General features: G+C 56.9%; 18 protein-coding genes and 1 tRNA gene. 11 read left to right on the forward strand and 8 right to left on the reverse strand.

Features of this window, described 5'->3' with window-relative positions; translation table 11 throughout:
* Nucleotides 1-138: 138 nt before the first annotated feature.
* Entirely contained in the window at nucleotides 139-1206 is a 1068-nt protein-coding gene (locus BM152_RS10150) for an ATP-binding protein (protein ID WP_066600051.1), read from the reverse strand.
* A gap of 327 nt (nucleotides 1207-1533) precedes the next feature.
* Between BM152_RS10150 and BM152_RS10155 the strand changes: the two genes are divergently transcribed.
* The gene (locus tag BM152_RS10155; protein ID WP_066600049.1) at nucleotides 1534-1959 is read left to right on the forward strand and encodes a hypothetical protein; all 426 of its coding nucleotides are present in this window, start codon (nucleotides 1534-1536) and stop codon (nucleotides 1957-1959) included.
* Nucleotides 1960-2003: 44 nt separating this feature from the next.
* Here BM152_RS10155 and BM152_RS10160 read toward each other — a convergent pair whose 3' ends face one another.
* Both BM152_RS10160 and gmk read right to left on the reverse strand, forming a co-directional pair.
* Nucleotides 2004-2534, reverse strand: coding sequence for a gamma carbonic anhydrase family protein (locus tag BM152_RS10160; RefSeq protein WP_066600047.1), 531 nt, complete (start codon nucleotides 2532-2534; stop codon nucleotides 2004-2006).
* Complete coding sequence (gene gmk, locus BM152_RS10165; RefSeq protein WP_066600043.1) at nucleotides 2531-3178, reverse strand: guanylate kinase; 648 nt, start codon at nucleotides 3176-3178, stop codon at nucleotides 2531-2533. Before gmk ends, BM152_RS10160 begins: the two co-directional genes overlap by 4 nt.
* Nucleotides 3179-3809: 631 nt before the next feature.
* Between gmk and BM152_RS10170 the strand changes: the two genes are divergently transcribed.
* A complete protein-coding gene (locus tag BM152_RS10170) occupies nucleotides 3810-4544 on the forward strand; it encodes a PAS domain-containing protein (protein WP_066600038.1) in 735 nt (244 codons plus the stop codon).
* Between the two features lie 171 nt (nucleotides 4545-4715).
* Here the strand turns inward: BM152_RS10170 and BM152_RS10175 are convergent, their stop codons facing one another.
* Nucleotides 4716-6086, reverse strand: coding sequence for a class II 3-deoxy-7-phosphoheptulonate synthase (locus BM152_RS10175; RefSeq protein ID WP_066600033.1), 1371 nt, complete (start codon nucleotides 6084-6086; stop codon nucleotides 4716-4718).
* 519 nt (nucleotides 6087-6605) lie between these two features.
* On the opposite strand from BM152_RS10175, the gene BM152_RS10180 reads away from it, so the two are divergent.
* The 5 genes from BM152_RS10180 (at nucleotide 6606) to BM152_RS10200 (ending at nucleotide 11721) form a co-directional block, all read left to right on the forward strand.
* Nucleotides 6606-7781: an ABC transporter substrate-binding protein gene (locus tag BM152_RS10180; RefSeq protein ID WP_066600029.1), complete on the forward strand. Its 1176-nt coding sequence runs from the start codon at nucleotides 6606-6608 to the stop codon at nucleotides 7779-7781.
* A 103-nt stretch (nucleotides 7782-7884) separates the two neighbouring features.
* Nucleotides 7885-8670 (forward strand): ABC transporter ATP-binding protein, encoded by a 786-nt coding sequence (locus BM152_RS10185; RefSeq protein WP_066600026.1) that lies wholly within the window; start codon nucleotides 7885-7887, stop codon nucleotides 8668-8670.
* Complete coding sequence (locus tag BM152_RS10190; RefSeq protein WP_066600023.1) at nucleotides 8667-9371, forward strand: ABC transporter ATP-binding protein; 705 nt, start codon at nucleotides 8667-8669, stop codon at nucleotides 9369-9371. The genes BM152_RS10185 and BM152_RS10190 overlap by 4 nt, the downstream gene beginning before the upstream one ends.
* Before the next feature lie 11 nt (nucleotides 9372-9382).
* On the forward strand, nucleotides 9383-10393 hold the full coding sequence (locus BM152_RS10195; RefSeq protein WP_066600018.1) for a branched-chain amino acid ABC transporter permease: 1011 nt from the start codon (nucleotides 9383-9385) through the stop codon (nucleotides 10391-10393).
* Complete coding sequence (locus tag BM152_RS10200) at nucleotides 10390-11721, forward strand: branched-chain amino acid ABC transporter permease (protein ID WP_066600015.1); 1332 nt, start codon at nucleotides 10390-10392, stop codon at nucleotides 11719-11721. Before BM152_RS10195 ends, BM152_RS10200 begins: the two co-directional genes overlap by 4 nt.
* Before the next feature lie 109 nt (nucleotides 11722-11830).
* On the opposite strand, the gene BM152_RS10205 is transcribed toward BM152_RS10200, so the two are convergent.
* The 3 genes from BM152_RS10205 to BM152_RS10215 form a co-directional block, all read right to left on the reverse strand.
* Complete coding sequence (locus tag BM152_RS10205; RefSeq protein WP_066600012.1) at nucleotides 11831-13723, reverse strand: Hint domain-containing protein; 1893 nt, start codon at nucleotides 13721-13723, stop codon at nucleotides 11831-11833.
* Nucleotides 13724-14210: 487 nt separating this feature from the next.
* Nucleotides 14211-16925 carry a Hint domain-containing protein gene (locus tag BM152_RS10210; protein WP_066600010.1) on the reverse strand — a complete coding sequence of 905 codons (2715 nt, stop codon included), beginning with the start codon at nucleotides 16923-16925 and terminating at the stop codon, nucleotides 14211-14213.
* Between the two features lie 703 nt (nucleotides 16926-17628).
* A tRNA-Leu gene (locus BM152_RS10215) sits at nucleotides 17629-17715 on the reverse strand.
* A 210-nt stretch (nucleotides 17716-17925) separates the two neighbouring features.
* On the opposite strand from BM152_RS10215, the gene BM152_RS10220 reads away from it, so the two are divergent.
* From BM152_RS10220 to BM152_RS10230, 3 genes are read left to right on the forward strand one after another with little or no spacing between them, the layout of a single operon-like run.
* Complete coding sequence (locus BM152_RS10220; RefSeq protein ID WP_066600007.1) at nucleotides 17926-18504, forward strand: YqaA family protein; 579 nt, start codon at nucleotides 17926-17928, stop codon at nucleotides 18502-18504.
* On the forward strand, nucleotides 18501-19004 hold the full coding sequence (locus tag BM152_RS10225; protein ID WP_066600004.1) for a disulfide bond formation protein B: 504 nt from the start codon (nucleotides 18501-18503) through the stop codon (nucleotides 19002-19004). The genes BM152_RS10220 and BM152_RS10225 overlap by 4 nt, the downstream gene beginning before the upstream one ends.
* Before the next feature lie 31 nt (nucleotides 19005-19035).
* Nucleotides 19036-19221, forward strand: coding sequence for a hypothetical protein (locus BM152_RS10230; protein ID WP_066600001.1), 186 nt, complete (start codon nucleotides 19036-19038; stop codon nucleotides 19219-19221).
* Between the two features lie 67 nt (nucleotides 19222-19288).
* Here the strand turns inward: BM152_RS10230 and BM152_RS10235 are convergent, their stop codons facing one another.
* Nucleotides 19289-19576: an usg protein gene (locus BM152_RS10235; protein ID WP_066599999.1), complete on the reverse strand. Its 288-nt coding sequence runs from the start codon at nucleotides 19574-19576 to the stop codon at nucleotides 19289-19291.
* Between the two features lie 231 nt (nucleotides 19577-19807).
* On the opposite strand from BM152_RS10235, the gene gyrA reads away from it, so the two are divergent.
* Nucleotides 19808-22561, forward strand: a complete 2754-nt coding sequence (gene gyrA / locus BM152_RS10240; RefSeq protein ID WP_170845865.1) for a DNA gyrase subunit A — start codon at nucleotides 19808-19810, stop codon at nucleotides 22559-22561.
* Nucleotides 22562-22853 lie beyond the last annotated feature (292 nt).

Here is a 22853-nt window from a genome sequence, read left to right on the forward strand (position 1 = left end):
TGTGACAGGCGGGAAAGATATGTGACAGTCTGTGACGGTCCGACACCGACGACGTCAACGGCAAGAATCGTGCCAACAAGCACAGCACTGGCCTCAGGGCGCACGGGTCCAAGTCAAACTGGCCTAAACGCGTGCCCCTTATTCGTAGGGCAGGATGACAGAGAAACAACTGCCCTGCCCCACATGGCTCTCGACGCGCAGGCGTCCGCGGTGGCGATTCAGAATGTGTTTCACAATGGCCAGCCCCAGCCCCGTCCCGCCCATCTCCCGCGAACGGTGCGAATCCACGCGGTAGAACCGCTCGGTCAGGCGCGGGATGTGCTGGGTGGCGATGCCCTCGCCCTGATCCGAGATGTCCACGCGGATTGCGGAACTGCGCATGGTCGGCTCCACCGTGTGCGAGGTCAGGCACACATGCACCTCCTTGTCGCGCCCGCCGTATTTGATGGCGTTCTCGATCAGGTTGGTAAAGACCTGCGTCAACTGGTCATGGTCGCCGGGCACCTCTTCGGTCCCGTCTGCCCCTTCTAGGATCAGATCAACCCCCTGCGCTTCGGCCACGGGATGCAGACTGCTGACGACAGAGCGCAGAACGGCGGGAATATCGACCTGATCTGTCGGTCGCACGCGCCGCTCCGCCTCGACACGCGACAGGGACAGAAGATCTCCCACAATGCGATTCATCCGCTGCGCTTCGCGGGACATGATTTCCAGAAAGCGTTTGCGGGCGACATCATCTTCAGAGGCCGGTCCCAAAAGCGTTTCGATAAAGCCGAGCACCGCCGTCAAAGGCGTGCGCAACTCATGGCTGACATTGGCGACAAAATCGCGGCGCATCTGTCCGGCTTCGTTCAGCTCGGTCTTGTCTTCGAATGCCACCGTCACACAGGCGAAATCCGCAACCGTCACAGGCCGCACCACAACGTCATACACCAGTTCGCGCTGGCTTTCCGTGATGCGATAGACCGTTTCCGCAGGCTCGGAGAGGCGAAGGACGTTCTCAATTGCATCCAGCAGCATCGGCTGGCGCAGCACAGTGATGTAGTGGCGCCCGACCATCGCCTCACTAAAAAGCGTGCGCGCTGGGGCATTGGCCGCCATGATCCGCTCGTCGCGCCCGACCACGACCAGCGGCAAAGGCATGGCATCGGCCACCGCCTCCATCATTTCGTCGCCATAAGTGACCTGTTTCAAACTGTTCAACATGGGATGTCCCGATTTTTGCCGTCTCCGAAGCATTTCAAAAAGCTCTCTACGGGCTTTCGAGAAACACTTTCCACCCTATTGATGTCATGGGTGCTCCACAATCAACTTGAGCAATCCATCAGACGGCCAAGTGCATCCAGTCAGGCCTTAACGCCCCCATGTAACCGTCTCATGACAGCGCTCATATTCTGGACAACTCACCAGAGAAACCGCACAGCGGGCTTTGCATTTTGCGATACATTTTCATTTTTGGAAAAAATACCGTTGCATTTTCATTACTTTGCCTCTTTTGTCACAAATCATTGAGGCACAAAATCGGAACCCGTCATGGGCAGCATGCGGCAGAACATATTCGGTGATCTCATCGCACATCTCGACGAGGCAGACACAGCGCCCCGGAGAATGATCCTGATGGTGGGTGATCCGCAACGGATGCAAATGCTGAAAAAGTATTATCCGCAGCGCACCGGTTTTTTCCTGATCGAATTTTCCGATCTGACGCAGGATATTCTCAACAGCATTGCTCCAGACTGTGTCGTGGCTCCGGCGCTCTGCGCACAGTTCGACTGTCTCGAACTGGCAGACCTCCTGCATCGCGCAGGGTTCAGGGGCAGTTTCCGCGCTATCCCCAAAGGGCTGCCACGTCCGGACCTGATCCGCGAGGAAATCGCCAGCCTCTACCCGTCTCTCGACTTCGATATGCTGGACCTCACGCCTGTCCAACCTGTCCAGATCCGCGCGGCGCTACATTAGAGCGCGGCACGAGGCTTTTGGCGTGGCTGCGGGAACACCCCGCCTCAGTCGAGCGGTTTCAACCCGTCGCGAAACCGTTGCGCGTTTTGCTGATAATGCAAAGCAGAGGCCTTGAGACCCGCAATTTGCGCTTCGCTCAAAACCCGCACCACCTTGCCCGGACTGCCCATGACCAGAGAATTGTCAGGGATTTCCTTGCCTTCCGTGATGAGCGCACAGGCTCCGATCAGACAATTCCGGCCGATTTTCGCCCCGTTCAATACGGTCGCGCCCATGCCGATCAGGCTGTTCTCGCCAATCACACAGCCATGCAACATCGCCTTGTGCCCGATGGTGCAGCCCGCGCCGATGGTCAACGGAAAGCCCATATCGGTATGCAGCACGGAGTTTTCCTGAATATTCGTGCCTTCCCCCACATGGATCGCCTCATTATCCCCTCTGAGCGTAGCCCCGAACCAGATATTCGCGCCTTCCTCCAAAATCACCTTGCCGATGACATTGGCATCCGGCGCTACCCAGTAATCACCGTTTTCCGGCAAGACCGGCGCGTGATCGTTCAATGCGTAGAGCGTCATCCTTCCACCTCCTCGAATTCGGCCTGAAGCCCGCGCACAAACTCCATCAATCCCGGCTGCTGCGCACGGCGCAAGCGTTCGGCCTCGATGATGGTCTTGAGACGTGTAAAGCTGGTCTCCAGATTGTCATTCACCAGAACATAATCATAGCCGTCCCAATGGCTGATTTCGTCCCAGCTTTTCTCCATCCGTTTCGCAATTGTCTCCGCACTGTCCTGACCGCGGGTCTCCAGACGGCGACGCAGCTCCTTGATCGACGGAGGCAGCACGAAGACCGACAGAACATGATCGCGCAGCACGGAATTGGCGATCTGTTGCGCCCCTTGCCAATCCACATCGAAAAGCACATCGCGCCCTGACTCGATCGCTTTGCGCACAGGGGCCGCAGGCGAACCGTAGAAATTGCCGAACACATGGGCATGTTCGAGCATTTCGCCCTCGGATACCATCTGTTTGAAACGGGTCTCGTCGACGAAGTGGTAATGCACCCCGTCCTCCTCACCCTCTCGCGGCGCGCGGGTGGTGGCAGAGACCGAAAAGCTCAAGGTCTCGTCCCAGCCCATCAACTGACGCGCCAAAGTCGATTTCCCCGCCCCCGAAGGCGAAGACAAAATGATAAGAAGACCACGCCGGTCGGCTGCCATGTCTGTGCTCCCTTGACCTGTCCGGACCCCTGCCCGAACCTTGCTCCGTCTATAACGGCTGGTCACCGTGAAGGCCAGTATTGCGCGTCATTGTGAAGGGCATCCCATGCTGGAACGAAACCGCCCGTGGACGACATGTGGGCGTATATGCAGGCCGATATCGAGACTCACTTTACGCCTGTGCTGTCACAATTTGGTCCCGATTTTTCCAAGATTGACCCACGCAGGTCCGGTTTCACGGCTTGCCTAAAATTTTAAGAAAATAAAGGCTATTAAGTGATTCCGTAGAGCCATGTTTTTTCGATTTCCTTATAAGATATTGGAGTTTTTATCTCTTTTCAGAGAATGAGATCCTGCCTGATTGCAATTCCCTAAGTTTCTCAAGGCAATTTTTCGCAACTCAATGCCCGGTGTTAACCAATGATTAGGATTTTGCTCCAAATCTGGCAAACTCATGGCATATTCCGGTCAAGCCAGCGGGTCTCTGGGTAAAGGGTCATTCGGGCGTGAGACATGGTGCAAGACGCCATTCCATGCAGATACACCCGTTAACCCTGCGTCAACAGACGGAACCCGAAAAACAGCTAGAGACCCGCAAAGGGCATGGATCGTGCAGTAAACAGGTGTTGTGATGAAAATCGAATATGTCAACGGAGACAATGTTATCTCCCTTATGCCTCGACGCTTGGATACGTATTTTCCGGCGGTCAAAACGGTTGAGGCCTATTGGGAAGGCTTGCGCAACGGGCGACCGGTGCCAGCGCGCTCCGAAATCGATCCGCGCGGCATGCAACCGGCGCTGGAATTTGCCTTTATCCTTGAACGCGTTGCTCCCGGCGTGGCGCGGTTCCGTCTGGCGGGCATGCATCTGACCGACCTGATGGGCATGGAGGTGCGCGGCATGCCGCTGACCGCGATGTTCGTGCCGGAAAGCCGCGCGAAACTCTCGGAAGCGCTCGAAGCGGTGTTTGAGACCCCACAGGTCATTGTTGTCACCTTGAAGGCCGAGCGCGGAATCGGGCGGGGCGAGATGGAGGCGCAGCTTTTGCTCTGTCCGTTAAAATCCGACCTCGGGGATGTGAATCGCGTCCTTGGCTGTTTGCAGTCCAAAGGCGACATCGGCCGCCAGCCGCGCCGGTTTGAAGTGATCAACATCCAGTCGCGCCCGCTGCTCGGCAATCCGATGGACCAGACCTTCCAGACAACACCCAAAGGCAGTCCCGTGCCCGCCGGATTTGCCGAGGCGAAAAAGACCTATGAGGACAGTCGCACCGCTCTGACCCCACAGGAAGGGGCGACTAAACAGCCCTCCAGACCTCCGCGTTCCAAGAAACCCTTTCTGCGACTAATAAAGTCGGATGATTAACCTGTTTCGCGACAGGCGTCACAGGGTTTGGGAAACCGCGCAATCAGGAACATTCAAGGTCCAGTGACATATGCTGCGCTTTTTCTGTATCAATATCGGAAACAAGTTTCATCCAGAGACGAGAAAGCCGGACATAAAGCCCGGCTTTCAACGTCTTGATAATGAAAGACCTTAGGCGGTTGCAGCCACCGCTTCAGGTGTCTGACCCTTTTGCAGCTCTTCGGCCACAAGGAACGCCAGTTCCAGAGATTGCGAGGCGTTGAGACGCGGGTCGCAAGCGGTGTGATAGCGGTCGGCGAGGTTCTCGTCGGACACAGCCTGCAAGCCACCCGTGCATTCGGTCACATCCTTACCCGTCATCTCGACATGCACGCCACCCGGAATGGTGCCCTGATCGCGGTGAATGGCGAAGAACTCCTGCACTTCGGAGAGGATCGCGTTGAACGGACGGGTTTTGTAGCCCGTCGAGGACTTGATCACATTGCCATGCATCGGATCACAGGACCAAACAACATTGGCGCCCTCGGATTTGACGGTCTCGACGAGACGCGGCAGGTGGTCGGCGACTTTCCCTGCCCCGAAACGTGCAATCAGCGTCAGACGCCCTGCTTCGTTTTCCGGGTTCAGTTTCGCCATCAGCACCTTGAGATCTTCGGCAGTGGTGGTCGGGCCGCATTTCAGGCCGATCGGGTTCTCGACCCCACGGCAGAATTCGACATGTGCACCATCCGGCTGACGTGTGCGGTCGCCGATCCAGATCATGTGACCGGAGCCAGCAATCGTCGCGCCCGTGGTGCTGTCCACACGGGTCAGCGCCTCTTCATATTCCAGCAAAAGCGCCTCATGCGAGGTGTAGAAATCCACGGTGTGCAGATCGTGGTTGTTCTCGGAGGTCATCCCCGCTGCTTTCATGAAATCAAGCGCATCCTGAATGCGGTTCGCCATGTCGCGGTATTTCTCGGCCTCATCGGATTCCGTAAAGCCCAGCGTCCAAGCGTGCACCCGATGAATATCGGCAAAGCCACCCTTCGAGAAGGCGCGCAGCAGGTTCAGCGAGGCCGCCGCCTGAGTGTAGGCCTGCAACATCCGGTTGGGATCGGGAATCCGCGCCTCGGGCGTGAAGTCGAAACCGTTGATGATGTCGCCACGGTAGGACGGAAGCTCCACGCCCCCCGCCGTTTCGGTCGGTGCCGAACGCGGCTTGGCGAACTGGCCAGCCATACGGCCCACTTTGACCACCGGCACTTTCGCCCCGAAGGTCAGCACCATCGCCATTTGCAGCATGACTTTGAATGTGTCGCGAATCTGGTCCGCGCCGAACTCGGCAAAGCTTTCCGCGCAATCGCCGCCCTGCAACAAAAACGCCTCGCCACGGGACGCTTTCGCCAGATCTCGTTTCAATTTACGCGCCTCGCCGGCAAAGACGAGCGGCGGATATTTGGCAAGCTGCGCCTCTACAGCGTTCAGCGCGGCCACGTCCGTATAGTCGGGCATTTGCACACGCGGTTTGTTGCGCCATGCGGTTTTCACCCAATCCGTCATCGTCTTTACTCCAAAATCTTGGTCATCTCTCCTCCCCCATATGCGTGTTAGCGCACACAGAAGTCCGTAGACTTATAAGCAGGAGACGGGCGTGAGAAAACCCAAAAGAGACAGAAAATTTCGCAGAAAACGCAATCAACTGCCTAATTCATGCGCGTTATGTCAAAAAACACTGCGGCACGCTTGCGCCAAAGCCGCTTTGACTGACATGCGGTGCACAGGCCCTCTTACAGCGTGGCTTCTATTTTATCCCATATAAACCCTCCAGACAAACCCTCGGACGCACCATCAATCTGTGTTTCGTCCTATCATGAGTCGTCTTTTCAAAACATAAACGGCCAGACCTGTTCCGCGCCGCCACGCGCCAGATGACAACCACAGGAAAACGGCCCTTCGCGCAGTTCAAAGCTTAGGCAAATGCAAAAAATTCGGTCAGCATTTCACGCGACTGTCTTCCCAATCGCAAAAACCCTGTCTAGTCTGCGCCACAGGACAAGATCCAAACAGGGAGTATACCATATGAAAAAGCTGCTTCTGGCGTCTACCGCCGCAACTATGATGGCGGGCGCAGGCTTTGCCGAAGACGTCAAGGTCGGGATTATCCTCGGCTTCACCGGACCGATTGAATCGCTGACGCCTGACATGGCGGCCAGTGCCGAACTGGCTCTGAAAGAAGTGAGCGACAGTGGCGCGTTCCTGGATGGCTCGACCATCACCCCCGTTCGCGCTGACAGCACCTGTGTCGATGCCGCAGCCGCCTCTGCCGCCGCAGAACGCCTGATCACCTCCGACGGTGTTGTAGCGATCATGGGCGCGGATTGCTCCGGTGTGACCGGCGCGGTTCTCTCCAACGTGGCTGTGCCCAACGGTGTTGTGATGATTTCTCCGTCCGCAACCTCGCCGGGTCTAACCACGGTTGAAGACAACGGCCTGTTCTTCCGCACCTCGCCTTCCGATGCGCGCCAAGGGGAAATCCTTGCTGAAGTGCTTGAGGAAAAAGGCATCTCTTCGGTGGCTGTGAGCTACACCAACTCCGATTACGGCAAGGGTCTTGCCGACGCATTCGAGGCGGCCTTTGACGGTGAGATCACCATCAACACCTCCCACGAAGACGGCAAGGCCGACTATTCCGCCGAGATCGGCGCACTGGCCTCTGCTGGCGGCGACGTGCTTGTGGTGCTTGGCTATGTGGACCAAGGCGGCAAGGGCATTATTCAGGCCGCAGCCGACACCGGTGCGTTTGACACCTTCCTGATGGGTGACGGCATGTATGGCGACAGCCTTGTGGCCGATCTTGGTGATATTGTCGAAGGTTCCATGGGCATTGTGCCTTGGGCCGAAGGTGAAGGCACGGATGCGTTCAACGCATTGGGCGAAGCCGCTGGCATCAACGTCTCCTCCGCCTATACCCGCGAAAGCTATGACGCGGGCGCTCTGATCGCTCTGGCGATGGCCAAAGGTGGCGAAGCCACCAAAGAAGCGGTCGCGGCCAATGTGCTCGACGTGGCCAATGCGCCGGGTGAGAAAATCCTGCCCGGTGAACTGGATAAGGCGCTCAAAATCCTCGCAGAAGGTGGCGATATCGACTATGTCGGCGCAACCAATGTCGAGTTGATCGGACCGGGCGAAGCCGCAGGCACATATCGCTATTACACCATCACCGATGGCGACTTTGAAACGGTCGATATCCGCTAAGTCGCGATAAAATCATCATTGGCCCGGGGCGCATCTCATGCGTTCCGGGCTCACTGTTCCGGCCAACTCACAAAGGCCGGACCATATACGGGGACACTGACATATGATCGAAGTGCGTGATTTGCACATGCATTTCGGCGGTTTTCGTGCGGTTGATGGGGCCTCGCTCACACTGGAGCAAGGATCGATCACAGGGCTCATCGGGCCCAATGGCGCGGGGAAAACGTCGCTTTTCAACTGTATTGCAGGGGTGTTAACCCCGACCTCCGGACAGGTGTTCTTCGATGGCGAAGACATCACGGGGCTCAAACCGCACGAACTGTTCCACAAGGGCATTTTGCGCACCTTCCAGATCGCGCATGAATTCGGCTCCATGACCTGCCGCGAGAACCTGATGATGGTGCCTGCGGGCCAGTCGGGCGAGACGCTTTGGAACACATGGTTCGGGCGCAAACGCATCGCCGAAGAAGAACGCGCGCTGCGTGCAAAAGCCGACGAAGTTCTTGAATTTTTGACGATTTCCCATATTGCCGATCTCAAGGCGGGCGAGATTTCCGGTGGCCAGAAGAAACTTCTGGAACTGGGCCGCACCATGATGGTCGATGCCAAGATGGTGTTTCTTGACGAGGTCGGCGCAGGTGTGAACCGTACGCTACTCTATACGATCGGGGATGCGATCAAACGGCTCAACGTCGAGCGCGGCTACACGTTTTGCATGATCGAACATGACATGGAATTCATCAAACAGCTTTGCGATCCTGTGATCGTCATGGCGCAGGGCAAGGTCATGGCCACCGGCAGCGCCAGCGAGATCATGCAGAACGAAGCGGTGATCGAGGCCTATCTCGGCACCGGGGTGAAGAACAAGAAAACGGAGGAGGCACAATGAGTTTCCTCCATGCCAGTGAAATGCGCGGCGGCTATGGCGGTGCGGATATTCTGCACGGCTGCACGCTCACCGTGCAAAAGGGCGAGATTGCAGTGATCGTTGGTCCCAATGGCGCGGGCAAGTCCACCGCGATGAAAGCCGTTTTCGGGATGCTCAAGCTGCGCGAGGGCGCTGTCTATCTCGATGGTGAGGACATCACCGGCCTCTCGCCTCAGGAACGGGTCTACAAGGGCATGGGCTTTGTGCCCCAGACCCACAATATTTTCCCGACCATGACCGTGCGCGAAAATCTTGAGATGGGGGCCTTCATCCGCAAGGACGAGATCGAACCGACGATTGAACAGGTCTATGAACTGTTTCCGGCGGTCTATGAAAAGCGCAACCAGAACGCGGGCGAACTGTCCGGCGGTCAGCGCCAACAGGTCGCAGTGGGGCGTGCGCTTATGACCCAGCCGAAACTTCTGATGCTTGATGAACCGACAGCGGGGGTCTCTCCCATCGTGATGGACGAGTTGTTCGACCGCATCATCGAGGTTGCCAAGACCGGCATTTCGATCCTGATGGTCGAACAGAACGCCCGTCAGGCGCTGGAGATCGCGGACAAGGGCTATGTGTTGGTGCAGGGTGCGAATGCCTATACCGACACGGGCGCCAACCTTCTGGCGGATCCCGAGGTCCGTCGCACATTTCTTGGCGGATAAGGAGAGGGCATATGGATATTCTCAACGCCCTTGTGGCATTCACCAATTTCGTGGTGGTTCCGGCCACCGCCTATGGCTCCCAGCTGGCCTTGGGGGCTCTGGGCGTCACGCTGATCTATGGCGTCCTGCGGTTTTCCAACTTTGCCCATGGCGAGACCATGTCATTCGGCGCGATGGTCGTCGTGCTGGTCACGGGGCTGTTCCAAAGCTGGGGCCTGTCGCTCGGCGCACTGCCCACGGCGCTTCTGGCCCTGCCCTTTGGTATTCTCGCCACGGCGCTTCTGTTGCTGCTCACCGATCGCGTGGTCTACAAATTCTATCGCAAGGTCAAAGCCGTGCCGGTTATGTTCGTGATCGTCTCCACCGGCGTCATGTTCGTAATGAACGGCTTGGTTCGGATGGTTGTCGGGACAGATGACCGACGCTTTTCCGACGGAGCGCGGTTCGTCATCAATGCCCGTGAATTCAAGGCGTGGTCCGGTCTCAACGAAGGGCTTGCGCTCAAGACCACGCAGGTGATCACCGTGGTTGTGGCCATGATCACCGTGGCGGCCTTGTTCTGGTTCCTGAACAAGACCCGCACCGGAAAATCCATGCGTGCCTTTTCGGACAACGAAGACCTCGCGCTGTTGTCGGGCATCAATCCGGAGCGTGTGGTGATGATCACATGGCTTCTGGTGGCCGCACTCGCCACCATCGCGGGAACGCTTTACGGGTTGGACAAGTCCTACAAACCTTTCATCTTCCAGCAACTCCTGCTGCCCGTCTTTGCCGCCGCCATTGTCGGAGGGATCGGCAACCCCTTGGGGGCTGTGGCTGGCGGGTTTGTCATCGCGTTTTCCGAAGTGACGCTGACCTATGCGTTCAAGAAGGTCGTGACCTATCTTGGACCGGACAGCTGGGCGCCTGACGGGTTGGTGCAGCTTCTCTCGACCGATTACAAATTCGCAGTCTCCTTCGCGATCCTGATCATCGTTTTGCTGTTCAAACCCACGGGGCTTTTCAAGGGGCAATCGATATGACCCAAGCACAGACACAAACATCGACCACCACCCTGCCCCGTGCGCCACTCTACTTCGCGGCCATGGCGGTTCTGATCGCTGCGGTCGGGTTTCTCCAGTCGTGGAACTCGGCGCTCTCCATTCTCAACATGGGGCTGATCTCGGCCATCATGGCGCTGGGGGTGAACCTTCAATGGGGCTATGCGGGCCTGTTTAATGTGGGCGTCATGGGGTTCACCGCCCTTGGCGGTCTCGCCGTGGTCCTGACTTCCATGCCGCCTGTGCCCGCGGCATGGTCTGCGGGCGGCGGGCGGATGATCCTAGCGCTGCTGGTTGGTGTCGGCACGATTGCTCTGGCGGTTCTGACATATCCGCGCCTGCCGAAAACGCGTCTGCGCGGTGTGATCCTGACCGTCATTCTGGTTGGCGGTTTCTTCGCCTTCCGCGCGCTTTTCGATCCGGCTGTGGAAGCCATCGAAGCCGTTGATCCCGCCGTGTCCGGCTATCTGGGCGGCATGGGGCTACCGGTGATCTTTGCATGGCCTGTGGGCGCCTTGCTCGCCGCAGGGGCTGCATGGCTTGTGGCGAAAACCGCTTTGGGCCTGCGGTCGGATTACCTCGCCATTGCCACTTTGGGCATTGCGGAAATCATCCTCGCGGTTTTGAAAAACGAAGACTGGCTTTCACGCGGCGTCAAAAACGTCAACGGCCTGCCGCGTCCTGTACCCTATGAAATCAACCTGCAACAAAACGAGTGGTTCCTCGGCCTTATGGCCAAACTCGGCATGGATCCGGTCACAGGGTCGTCGATTTTCGTCAAACTGCTCTATGCGGGAATTTTTCTGGCGGTGATCTTTGTCATCGTCGTGGCGATGGAATTGGCGCTCAAAAGCCCGTGGGGCCGGATGATGCGTGCGATCCGTGACAATGAGGTGGCCTCCGAAGCCATGGGCAAGGATGTCACCGGACGGCATTTGCAGATTTTCGTTCTGGGAGCGGCGATCATCGGTTTTGCCGGTGCGATGATGACCACGCTGGACGGACAGTTGACCCCAACCACCTACCAGCCCCTGCGTTACACCTTCCTGATCTGGGTGATGGTGATCGTCGGCGGTTCTGGCAACAACTGGGGCGCGGTTCTGGGCGGTATGCTGATCTGGTTCTTGTGGGTCGAGGTCGAACCCATCGGCGCATGGATCGTCAATGTTCTGACCTCTGGTCTGGAGGACGGCTCTGCGCTCAAGGCCGGTCTGATCGAACGCGTGGCCTATATGCGCTACCTGACGATGGGCGTGATCCTTCTCGTGGTGCTGCGGTTTTCGCCCCGCGGGCTTTTGCCCGAAAAATAGGGGGTTGGGCATCGACCCCAATCCGGCAAACATCAGACATGGAAAAAGGCGGCTCATAAGGCCGCCTTTTTTCGTCATTCCGTAATAGAGCTGCGCCCGTTTGCGCGACTTAACTCGCCATCAGCAAACGTGTCTCGTGCTTTTTGAGCGTCTTGCGCGCAGAAATATAGTCGTTCATCCCTTTGGCTGTTGCAAGCTCGGGAAAAAGCGTGAGGATTTCATCGCGCTGCCCGTTCTCCAGACCGGACATGGAGGCCGCCCCCGGTTGGAAGGTCTCTGTCCATGCCTCGTTGGAGAGCACAACCTCGTGGTTCTCGCACATGAAATGGATGTAGGAGGTCGCAAGCGGTTTTGCCCGCACGATCCCCGGCAGGCCGACCAAATGTTTGGCGGCGGCCAGCACTTCGCGCTCTTCAAAATAGAGCGCCGCGCGGTCAGAGGTGAGCAACACGCGGTGCTGCGGTGAGACGATCAGATCGCGATCCGGCAGACCGTTGCCCAAAGCGCCTTTCGCAATCATCACAGGGATCAGGTCTTTCTGACGCTGAAGATCCGCCGCTGAAAGATCCTTGCGCCCGACCCATGCGATTTCCTGCGCACCGTTGTCGCGAGTGAAGACGCGATCCCCGACGCAAAGCTGTTCCGCCGCGACCGTGCCATCAGGCGTGGCAATTCCGGTGCCCGGCGTGAAACAGACGATCTGTTCGACCTCCTCGAATTTGATCCGGCGGGTAACATTCCCGTTTGCGTCAAGAAGCTCGATCACACCGCTTTCGGTAGACGGATCGCCATTGGTATACACGACGCGGTAGTCGTCATAATCATAGGTGCCGCGCGACAGTTCGATGACATCCTGATCGGTGCCATCCGCATCTTCGCCACCGGAAATATTGGTGTTGCCCGAGGCCGTCACCACGAACCGGTCACTGCCCTCATCCCCCGACAGACTGTCATTGTCACCATCGGCATAGATCGTATCGTCACCCGCACCGCCGGAGATCGTATCATCGCCGGAGCCGCCAGAGATGACATCATCGCCGAGGCCGCCTTCGATCTCGTCCTGACCTTGACCGCCGTAGATGGTGTCATTGCCTTCGCCGCCATAGATGTCGTCGTCACCATTATCCCCGTAAAGCGTGTCATCGCCTGCTTCACCGTAGATCGTGTCCGCGCCCGCCCCGCCGTGGATCTCGTCATCGCCGGGGTCCAACTCGGTTTCGTCCACATCGTCAATCACATCACCAGAGAGCGTATAGCCGGAGTTCACCTCCCGCGCGGTCAGCGTGAAGGTGATCGAGCTTTGGTTTTCAAACGCGGCGGAGAACCATGCGTCCTGATCGGATGCACTATTTGCTTCGGTGCCCGTGGCCACCACGGTGCCGCCATCGGTCTGCACATCCAGAGACGTGTCCGACGAGGTGCCATAACTGGTGAAGGATGCGGAATCGATGCTGACCTGTTCGCTGCCGCGTTCACTATCAATATCGTTGAACGTGGCCGTCGAGTTGATCGAGATCGGCTCCCCCGTAGCCGCATTGTAAAACTCCATGCGGATGGTGGCGGTTTCGCCCTCCATTTTACCCTTGTTGTTCCCGTTCAAGAGTATTTCCTGCCCGGAATCTCCAGACAAATCGACCTGCAATCCACTGTCGGATTTGGAAACCAGAACCAGCTTTGCATTGACCACAGTGCCGTCATCCAAAGTGGCAACATTGGAATAGGTGGCTTCCGAGTTGGACCAAGGGTTGGACTCAAGATTGCTGCGCGATAGCGTCAAGGCCGAGGCATCAAGGCCAAGAGTGCCCGTCGAGCTTCCATCATCGCCATAGATCACATCATTGCCGCCACCGGCATAGATGGTGTCGTCATCCGACCCGCCTTTGATGGTATCGGCCCCATTGCTCCCATCAATCTGATCGTCACCTGCCTTGCCGTCAATCGAATCCGCACCAGAGGTTCCGCTCAGATTGTCGTCGTCATTTGTGCCGTTAATATTCGCCATCTTGTCGTCCCTACAGACCTTCGCCGTGGCGAAGGCGTCTAACAGTGCACCAGAAGGACAAAGGCTAAACATCGGCCTTTGCATCAACGGATCAAACTGCGTGAAAAACTATACACTCAATGTAGCCGCATTTACCGTCACATCAAAGGGGGAAGAATTCGCAAAGAAACTCACGCATATTATTAACATACTGTTTTCAAATGATTTTTAAAAACAAGCAAGAAGATCACAATCGCGACTGCTGTGCATATATGGCAAAATAGTGGCATAAAACCTACAGGTTTTCGCATTTGCGGAAGGGTTTTCAGTCCTCATTTGAAACAGTTTTTATATTTCGAGCGCATTGGGCTGGATTTAGAAACAGTAATTCATGACGCGGTGAAGGACAAATTCCGCATCAACCGCCGCAAATCTCAATGAAAAAGTTCGGGCCACCGTGGCAGCCCGAACCTTGATCCATACCTGACACCAGGCACTAGAGCAGCGGTCAGGAGACCAGCAGTTCGGCCTCGTGTTTGCGCAACACGCGGCGGGCGGCAGAGAAACGACCGCGGGTCGAGACTTCTTCCAGTTCAGGGAAGAGCGCGAAGAGTTCCTCGCGGGCCTCGTCTCCGATTCCGGAGAGCGTGTAATCGCCCGGCTGGAAACTTTCCGACCAAGTGCCATCGGACAGCACCACTTCGTGCCTGTCAAACATCACGTGGATATAGGTCACATCGGAGGCCTCGACCACATCGACACCGTCCATACGGGTCAGGTGTTTGGCAGCCACGAGAACTTCGTGCTCTTCAAAGAGAAGTGCGGCCTTTTCGTTGGAGACCAGCATCCGGTGGTTCGGAGAAACCACCATATCCCGCTCCGGCAGACCAGCCCCAAGAGCGCCTTGACGGATCAGCACCGGCATCAACTCCCGACGCGCGGCAAGATCGGCACCGGAAAGAGTCTTTTTGCCGATCCAGCGGATTTCCTGAATGCCATTGTCACGGGTGATGACCCGATCTCCGACGTTCAGAGTTTCCACCGGCACCTCACCTTTCGGCGTGGCGATCAGAGTGCCCGGCGTGAAGCAAGGGATGATCTCTTCGATATTGGTGTAGTTGATGTTGGCGGACGTGCCGTCAGCCGCATTCTCGAGTATAATCTGGCCATTATAGCCAGCGGCGGCTCCGGTATCCCCATCGGGGTTCTGCACATGGCTGGTAATAACCCAACCGTCGCTCAGAAGCTCGGACAGGTCGAGCGTATCCCAGTCAACGCCGCCATTGCCACCGTTCACCGTCGTGTTGTAGATGCCGGAGGTCACATCGGTGAAGGTCACATAGATCGTGTCCTGATCATCGCCGCCGGACAACACATCGTTGTCGCCGCCGCCGTAGATGATGTCATCATCCTCACCGCCATCAACGTGATCCGTGCCGGCACCGGCGTAGATCGTATCGTCATCAATGCCGCCATAAATGGTGTCATTGCCGTCACCACCATAGATGATGTCGTCATCGTCCTGACCATAGATGGTGTCGTTGCCAGCACCGCCGTAGATGACATCCTTACCATTCTCCGGCTCAAGATCACCCTCGTCGTCCGGAATGTTCAGACTATCGGGATAGGCCGGATCAAGACCGCCATAGATGGTGTCATTCCCGTCTCCGCCCTCGATTGTATCGGAGCCTTCGCCGCCAATGATCGTATCATCGCCAGAACCGCCCAGGATCGTGTCGTCGTCGAGACCACCGTCAAGATAGTCATCGTCTGCGCCACCGTCGATATAATCATTATCGTCGCCACCATAAATGGTGTCGTCGCCAGCCCCGCCGTAAAGCGTGTCCTTGTCATTGTCGGGATCACTATCCACACCGGTCGAACCATAGCCGCGATCGGGCAGGCCGGTTTGGCCGCCAATGATCACATCATCGCCGTCACCGCCGTTGATCGTGTCATTGCCATCACCACCGTCGAGGTAGTCATCGCCACCTGCGCCGGAGATGGTGTCATCGCCCCCCATGCCAAAGAATTCATTGGTGTAGGTGTCGGACGCGCTTGTGCCTTCGTGATCGAAACCTGTGAGCGTATCGTCATATTCGGAGCCGATCACCCCGTCGATACCGCCCGTTATGGTGTCGTTCTCTGCGTCACCGCCGGACAGGGTCGATATGGACAGGTCAACATTCACCGCAGCATCCGACGCGGAATAGTCGATGTTGTCCTGACCTGCGCCGCCCTCAAATGTGTCTGCACCCTCGCCGCCGATGAACGTATCATCACCTTCACCACCGGAAAGCGTGTTGCTGCCGCCGCTGCCTTGCAACGTGTCGTCGCCCGCACCGCCGTAGATCGTATCGTCGCCACCGGCCCCGTCGATCGTATCGTCACCATCATTGCCGTAGATCACATCATCCCCGTTGGTGATCTGGTCACCATCGGCATCTGTGTATCCGAGCATCATGTCTTCGCCGTCGTCGGTTCCGTCGACTACGCCATCGCTGGCGTCGAGTTCAGGATCGTCAAACACAGCGACATAGGCGATTTCACCATCGAAAAACCGGTCATATGACCCGTCATTGTATTCACGCGCGCCGAAAGTGAAGCTTTCGTCATCATTGTCGCCGATGTCCATATTGAGACCGGCGCTGTCAAAGGTTTCTTCAAACGTATCGCCCGTGCTCAGGTTCTCGACGATAAAGCTGCCCTCACCGTCCTCATCCCAGGAATAGGACACACGCACTTCGTCGCCTTCGGAGAAGAAATCTTCATCCGTGGACAGTTGCACGGAATCCGAGTCGGAGATGTGGTTGACCACGACGCTACCATCCTTGGTCACTTCGATATTGAAGTAGCCTTCGGAATTCCGGTCACAATATTCACCGCGATTTACAATAGTGTCGGGAGACGAACCGACGTGACAGTCTTGCGTAAACTGAACCTGAATGGTGCCCTCGGAGAGGTCAAAAGGCGCATCCGTCGTGGCGTTGGTCGACACGTCGAAATAATCACCTTTACCATCCAGTTGCAGCGCCCCGTCATCGACATGGGCATTGCCGTGGAAATGGCCGTTCTGCGCAATCCCGTCAGAGAGCCCTGTGTCCTCATTGCTCGCACCGCTGGAGAACTCCCAAAGACCGATCAGATTCTCGGCCAGAGAGTCATTGAAATCCGGATCATCCGTCGTTGTTGTCCCGCCGTGGCACTTCCACCAATGTGTCATCGTCTCTCTCCATCACACTGCCGCTCGGGCAGACAAAACTAAAAAATCAATCCTCAAGACTTCGCGAGAAATCCGCGAAAGACACGTCTCTTGGACCAACAGCACGCGCAAAGCGTTGTCAGGGAAAGGCAGATACAGCTTGAGAGCCGATTGGCGCGGCAGTCGCACCAAAACGCAGCAGCAGGTCGATTAACGACCACTTCACCACAATCGAACACGCAAACTTAGTCCCCCCGGACCTCATCACGCGGCCGCCCCCGTGGCCTTTTGCCCCCCAGTTGGGCCCTTTATGGATAAGTCAAAAATGCGGCCTTGCAACAGGAAAAAAGGCGGAAATGTGTTCAAAAATGACAAGCGAGACCTATACGGGCACAAAAATGACAAATTTATTTTTCGATAAAAATTATCGAAACGGACGTTGAGGGGGAAGGTATTAATTATAAAATTCAATGCGTTAAGATAAAATTAATCAACATAAAAAGCATCTTCCCCAAAGCGACAAGTTTCCGTGGGGGCAAGGAGATGCTGCATGCGCAAAATAAAGGCGGGTTTTCACATCAGGAACCAATCCTGCGCAAACCGTAGAATCTTAGCCATTTTGCGAACAATCGAGACGTGACAACACGGGAACCACGCGAATCAACGCGCCCTAAAGCACGCTCTCACGACCGGATCAGCGGCCTCTTTGTCATTTCAATTGGAATGGTACCCGTGGCCGGACTCGAACCGGCAAGCCTGTTACAGCGGGGGATTTTGAATCCCCTGTGTCTACCAATTCCACCACACGGGCAGAGCGCCTAAGTCTGGCGCAGTAAAAGGCGTTTACCCAAGCCTGCGGGCGGCGTCCAGAGGGTTCTGCGTAGTTTTCCTAAAAAAATGCTTATGATTTCGCCTCGCCCAAAAGCCACTTGGAGGAAAACCGGGACCAAGCCTGTGCCTATGCTTGACCCCGACCGAGGAATAAGGCCTAAAGAGGCCGAGAAAGACCACAGGGGCAGGTATGATCAGACGACTTTACAACTGGACCATGTCCCTCGCCAACAGCCCGCATGCCCTTTGGGCGCTGGCTCTTGTGGCCTTTATCGAAAGCTCGGTCTTTCCGATCCCGCCGGACATCCTGATGATCCCCTTGATCGTGGCGCGTCCGCGTGACGCGTTCAAGATTGCGGGCATTGCAACTGTGGCCTCGGTCGCGGGCGGGATGCTGGGCTACTGGATCGGTTACGGAGCTTTTGAAACCATCGGGCGACCAGTGCTGGAATTCTACGGCAAGGACGCCTATTTCGACGAGTTCGCTGTAAAATATAATGAATGGGGCGCTTGGGCCGTGCTGATTGCGGGTGTGACCCCCTTCCCCTACAAGGTCATCACCATCCTGTCGGGCACCACGGGCCTGTCGCTTCCGGTCTTTATAGTGGCCTCGATCACGGCGCGCGCGCTGCGCTTTTTCGTCGTCGCGACATTGTTGTGGAAATTCGGCGATCCGATCCGCGACTTTATCGAGCGCCGTCTCGGCCTTGTCTTTACTCTGTTTGTCGTCATCCTGCTGGGCGGCTTTTATGCCGTGAAATACCTATGAGAAAACCTATCTCCGAATTCGCATCCCTTCAACCCGCATTGGCCGCCGCAGTCGGGTCTCTGGCCATTCTTCTGGGCGCTTTCATCTTTCAGGCGGCTGGATTTGCACCCTGCCCAATGTGCCTATGGCAGCGCTGGCCACATGCGATTGCGATTGTGATCGGGCTTTTGTTCTTTCTGATGCGGCTGCGCCCTCTGGCGCTTCTGGGCCTGTTCACCATGCTGGTTTCTGCCGCGCTTGGACTATATCACGCCGGTGTCGAACAGAAATGGTGGCCGGGGCCCAGTTCCTGCACGGGAACCGGAGACGCCTTGTCCGGCCTGTCGGGCGCGGATCTTTTGCCCGGTGGCGCGGGAGATGCGGGACTGGTGCTTTGCGACGAGATCGTTTGGGACACATGGGGTCTCGGGATCACCATGGCGGGCTGGAATTTCCTGTTCTCGCTGGTTTTCGCTGCCCTCTGGTTCATTGCATGGAAAAAGCTCGCAAAACGGGCTTGAGATCGGGGAAAAAACATCCCATCTTTTCCTTATGACAGGTCGAAAGAACAAAACCGTTGTTCCCTTCCCCGCTGCGCGCCGCAAACGCAAGCGCCTTGGCGGCGTGATGGCTGATGCCCGCGCAGAGGCGCTGCGTCAGCGTTTTGCCAAAGTGTCGAATGACGCCCAGACGGGAAACGCCATGACCCCGCTCAAAAAGCTGCTGAAGCGGTTCTGAGCCGCTGCCCGTTCATCCTTGCACCACCCTCATCGTGCGCGACGGTCGGCAAAGCGCTCGACGTGCCTCAATGCACGGTAAACTCTCCCACACAATTGCGCCATTCTCCCGGTGCGATCATCTTGCGATGTGAAAACCGCACATGGTGCAGCGGGCCTTCGATATTCTCCTGCCAGAACTCGATAAATTTGAAGAGCTTCGGGTAGTCCGGCGCAAGATCGAATAGCTGCCACGAGAAACTGTTCAAAACGTTCTTGTAATCCGGCATCCGGTAGATGAACTCCGCAAAAGTCAGCCCGTAGCCGGACAGCATCATTTCCGTTTCGCTCATCTCCTGAGACGTGATGTGAGTCATATCTGTTACCTCCTGTTGGTCCTGTGATTTGGTCCTATTGTGCCTCCCATAAGAAAACTCTGCCTCAAAATGGTTAACTGTCAATAAAAACAATATGTTGTCACTCATGCGGCCCGGCTGCCAGAACGAATGAACATCCCCCCATTGCACCCCATATCCGGTATGGGGTAGAGTGTGTCACAACGAGATACGGGGCCAATCCCCGTCACACAAAGACAACAGGCGGACAACGTGAGCGATACACCCGAAACCCCTGAAAACGAACAAGAAACCCCGCGCGAGCCGATGGCATGGGACGGTCCGAAAATCTCCATCACCAGCGAGATGAAGACCTCTTATCTCGACTACGCCATGTCCGTGATCGTGTCCCGCGCGATCCCCGACCTGCGCGACGGGTTGAAGCCTGTGCACCGGCGCATTCTTTTTGCGATGAACGAGGCGGGCAACACCCACGACAAGCCCTACCGCAAATCGGCCCGTGCTGTGGGCGACACGATGGGGAAATATCACCCGCACGGTGACAGCGCGATTTATGACGCGCTCGTGCGGATGGCGCAGCCCTTCTCCATGTCTCTGCCGCTTCTGGATGGTCAGGGAAACTTCGGCTCTATGGATGGCGATGCGGCTGCGGCCATGCGCTATACCGAAGTGCGGATGGACAAACCCGCCGCCTATCTTCTGGCTGATATTGACAAAGACACCGTCAACTTCGAGCTGAACTACGACGGCAAGGACCGCGAACCGACCGTCCTGCCCGCACGGTTCCCGAATATGCTGGTCAATGGCGCAGGCGGGATCGCGGTCGGCATGGCCACGAACATTCCGCCGCATAACCTTGGCGAAGTCGTTGATGCCACGCTCGCGCTGATCGAAAACCCCGATGTCTCGACCGAACGGTTGATGGAGATCGTCCCCGCCCCCGACTTCCCGACAGGCGGCATGATCCTCGGGCGCTCCGGTGCGCGCAAAGCCTATCTCGAAGGCCGTGGTTCCGTGGTGATCCGCGCAAAGACCCGCGTGGAAGAAATCCGCAAGGACCGCTACGCCATCATCATCGACGAGATTCCCTATCAGGTGAACAAGGCCTCGATGATCGAGAAGATCGCCGAGATGGTGCGCGAAAAGCGCATTGAGGGCATCTCGCATGTGCAAGATGAATCCGACCGCAATGGTGTGCGCGTCGTGGTCGAGTTGAAACGCGACGCGACGGCCGAAGTGGTGCTCAACCAGCTTTTCCGCTTCACGCCGATGCAGACCTCTTTCGGCTGTAACATGCTGGCCCTGAACGGAGGGCGTCCCGAACAAATGACGCTGCGCCAGTTCCTTGAGCATTTCATCACCTTCCGCGAGGAAGTGGTGGCGCGCCGCACGGCGTTTGAACTGCGCAAGGCACGGGACCGCTCCCATATCCTGTGTGGTCTGGCCGTGGCCGTTTCCAATGTGGATGAGGTGGTCGCCACGATCCGCTCCTCCGCCGATGCGGCCGAGGCCCGCGAGAAACTCATGACGCGGCGCTGGCCGGCGCATGAGATTGCCGATTATATCCGGCTAATCGACGATCCGTTGCACAAGATGAATGATGACGGCACCTACAACCTCTCCGAGGTTCAGGCCCGCGCCATTCTGGATCTGCGTCTGCAACGCCTGACCCAGATCGGGGTAAAGGAAGTCACCGACGAGCTGGTCGAACTGGCCGCGAAGATCAAGGATTTCCTCGCCATTCTGGCCTCGCGCGAGCGGATCATGGAGATCATCTCGAACGAACTTATCGAGGTCAAAAACCTGTTCGCCGTGCCCCGCCGCACCCAAATCACCGACTGGTCCGGCGACATGGACGACGAAGACCTGATCGAGAAAGAGGACATGGTTGTGACCGTGACCTCCTCCGGCTGGGCCAAACGCACGCCGCTGGCCGATTACCGCGCCCAAAAACGCGGTGGCAAGGGGCTGTCGGGCATGTCGACCAAGGACGAGGACGTAATCACGACCCTGTTCGTGGCGAACACCCACACGCAGCTTCTGGTCTTTACCGACGACGGCATGGCCTACAAGCTCAAGACATGGCGTCTGCCCTTGGGGGGCCGAACCGCGAAGGGCAAACCCTTGCTGCAAATCCTGCCGATCCCGCAGGGCGTCTCCATTGCAGCCATCCTGCCGGTGGACCGCGACGAGAAGGAATGGGACGATCTGCAAATCGTCTTTGCCACCTCGAAAGGCTCTGTGCGTCGCAACCGCCTGTCGGATTTCACCAATGTGAAGTCCAACGGCAAGATCGCGATGAAATTCGAGGGCGAGGATGAAGGCACCCGCCTGATCAACGCGCGAATTTGCGACGAAAGCGACGATGTGATGCTTGTGACCTCCGCAGGCCGCGCGATCCGTTTCCCTGTGACCGATGTGCGTGTGTTCAACTCGCGCGCCTCACAAGGTGTGCGCGGGATCAAGCTGGTGAATGAGGGCGACGAGGTCGTCTCCATGTCCGTCATCAAACACTTCGAGGCCGAGAGCTACGAGCGTCAGGCCTATCTCAAAATGCGCCGCCAACTGGCCGGAGCCGATGAGGTTGAAGGCACGGAGGATGACGAAGAGGTGTCGGAAGGCTCCATCAGCATGGAGCGGTTCGAAGAGATGAAAGCCGCCGAAGAGCTTTTGGTAACGATCACCAAAGGCGGCATCGGCAAGCTTTCCTCTTCGCACGACTATCCGGTGCGCGGTCGCGGGGGCCAAGGTGTGACCGCAATGGAGAAAACCATGCGCGGCGGTCCGATCGTGGCCTGCTTCCCCGTTGGCATGGAAGACCAGATCATGCTCGCCACCTCCAAAGGCCAGTCGATCCGCTGTCCTGTTGATGGCATCTCCTTCCGCTCACGCGGCGCGGGTGGTGTGAAAGTCTTCAACACCGGCAAAGGCGAAGAAGTCGTCTCCGTCGCATGGATCGCGGAGTCCGAAGAGGACGAAAACGACAAGGGCGACGTGGAAAGCTGAGCCTATTTTTTCATCTCATGAGAAACTTATAAAAATGCAGAAACGGGGCCCCAATTCGGGGCCCCGTTTTTGTTGACGACAATAGTGATCACAAAGCCTTTTAAAGACTCAGATAAAATTAGGGGAATGCCAAAACATCAATTTTCCCCCTTTTTATTCAAAGGCTTTCACAAAGAATTGAAGGCGATAGATGCAAGAACCCTCTCTCTAGGCAAATTTTCGCCTGTGCGCATGTGCGAAGGAGTAGCAAAAATAGCACAGTTTTCTACACAAGCCAAAAAACAGATTTCGT

The sequence above is a fragment of the Celeribacter halophilus genome (genome assembly GCF_900114135.1).
Lineage (GTDB): Bacteria > Pseudomonadota > Alphaproteobacteria > Rhodobacterales > Rhodobacteraceae > Celeribacter > Celeribacter halophilus.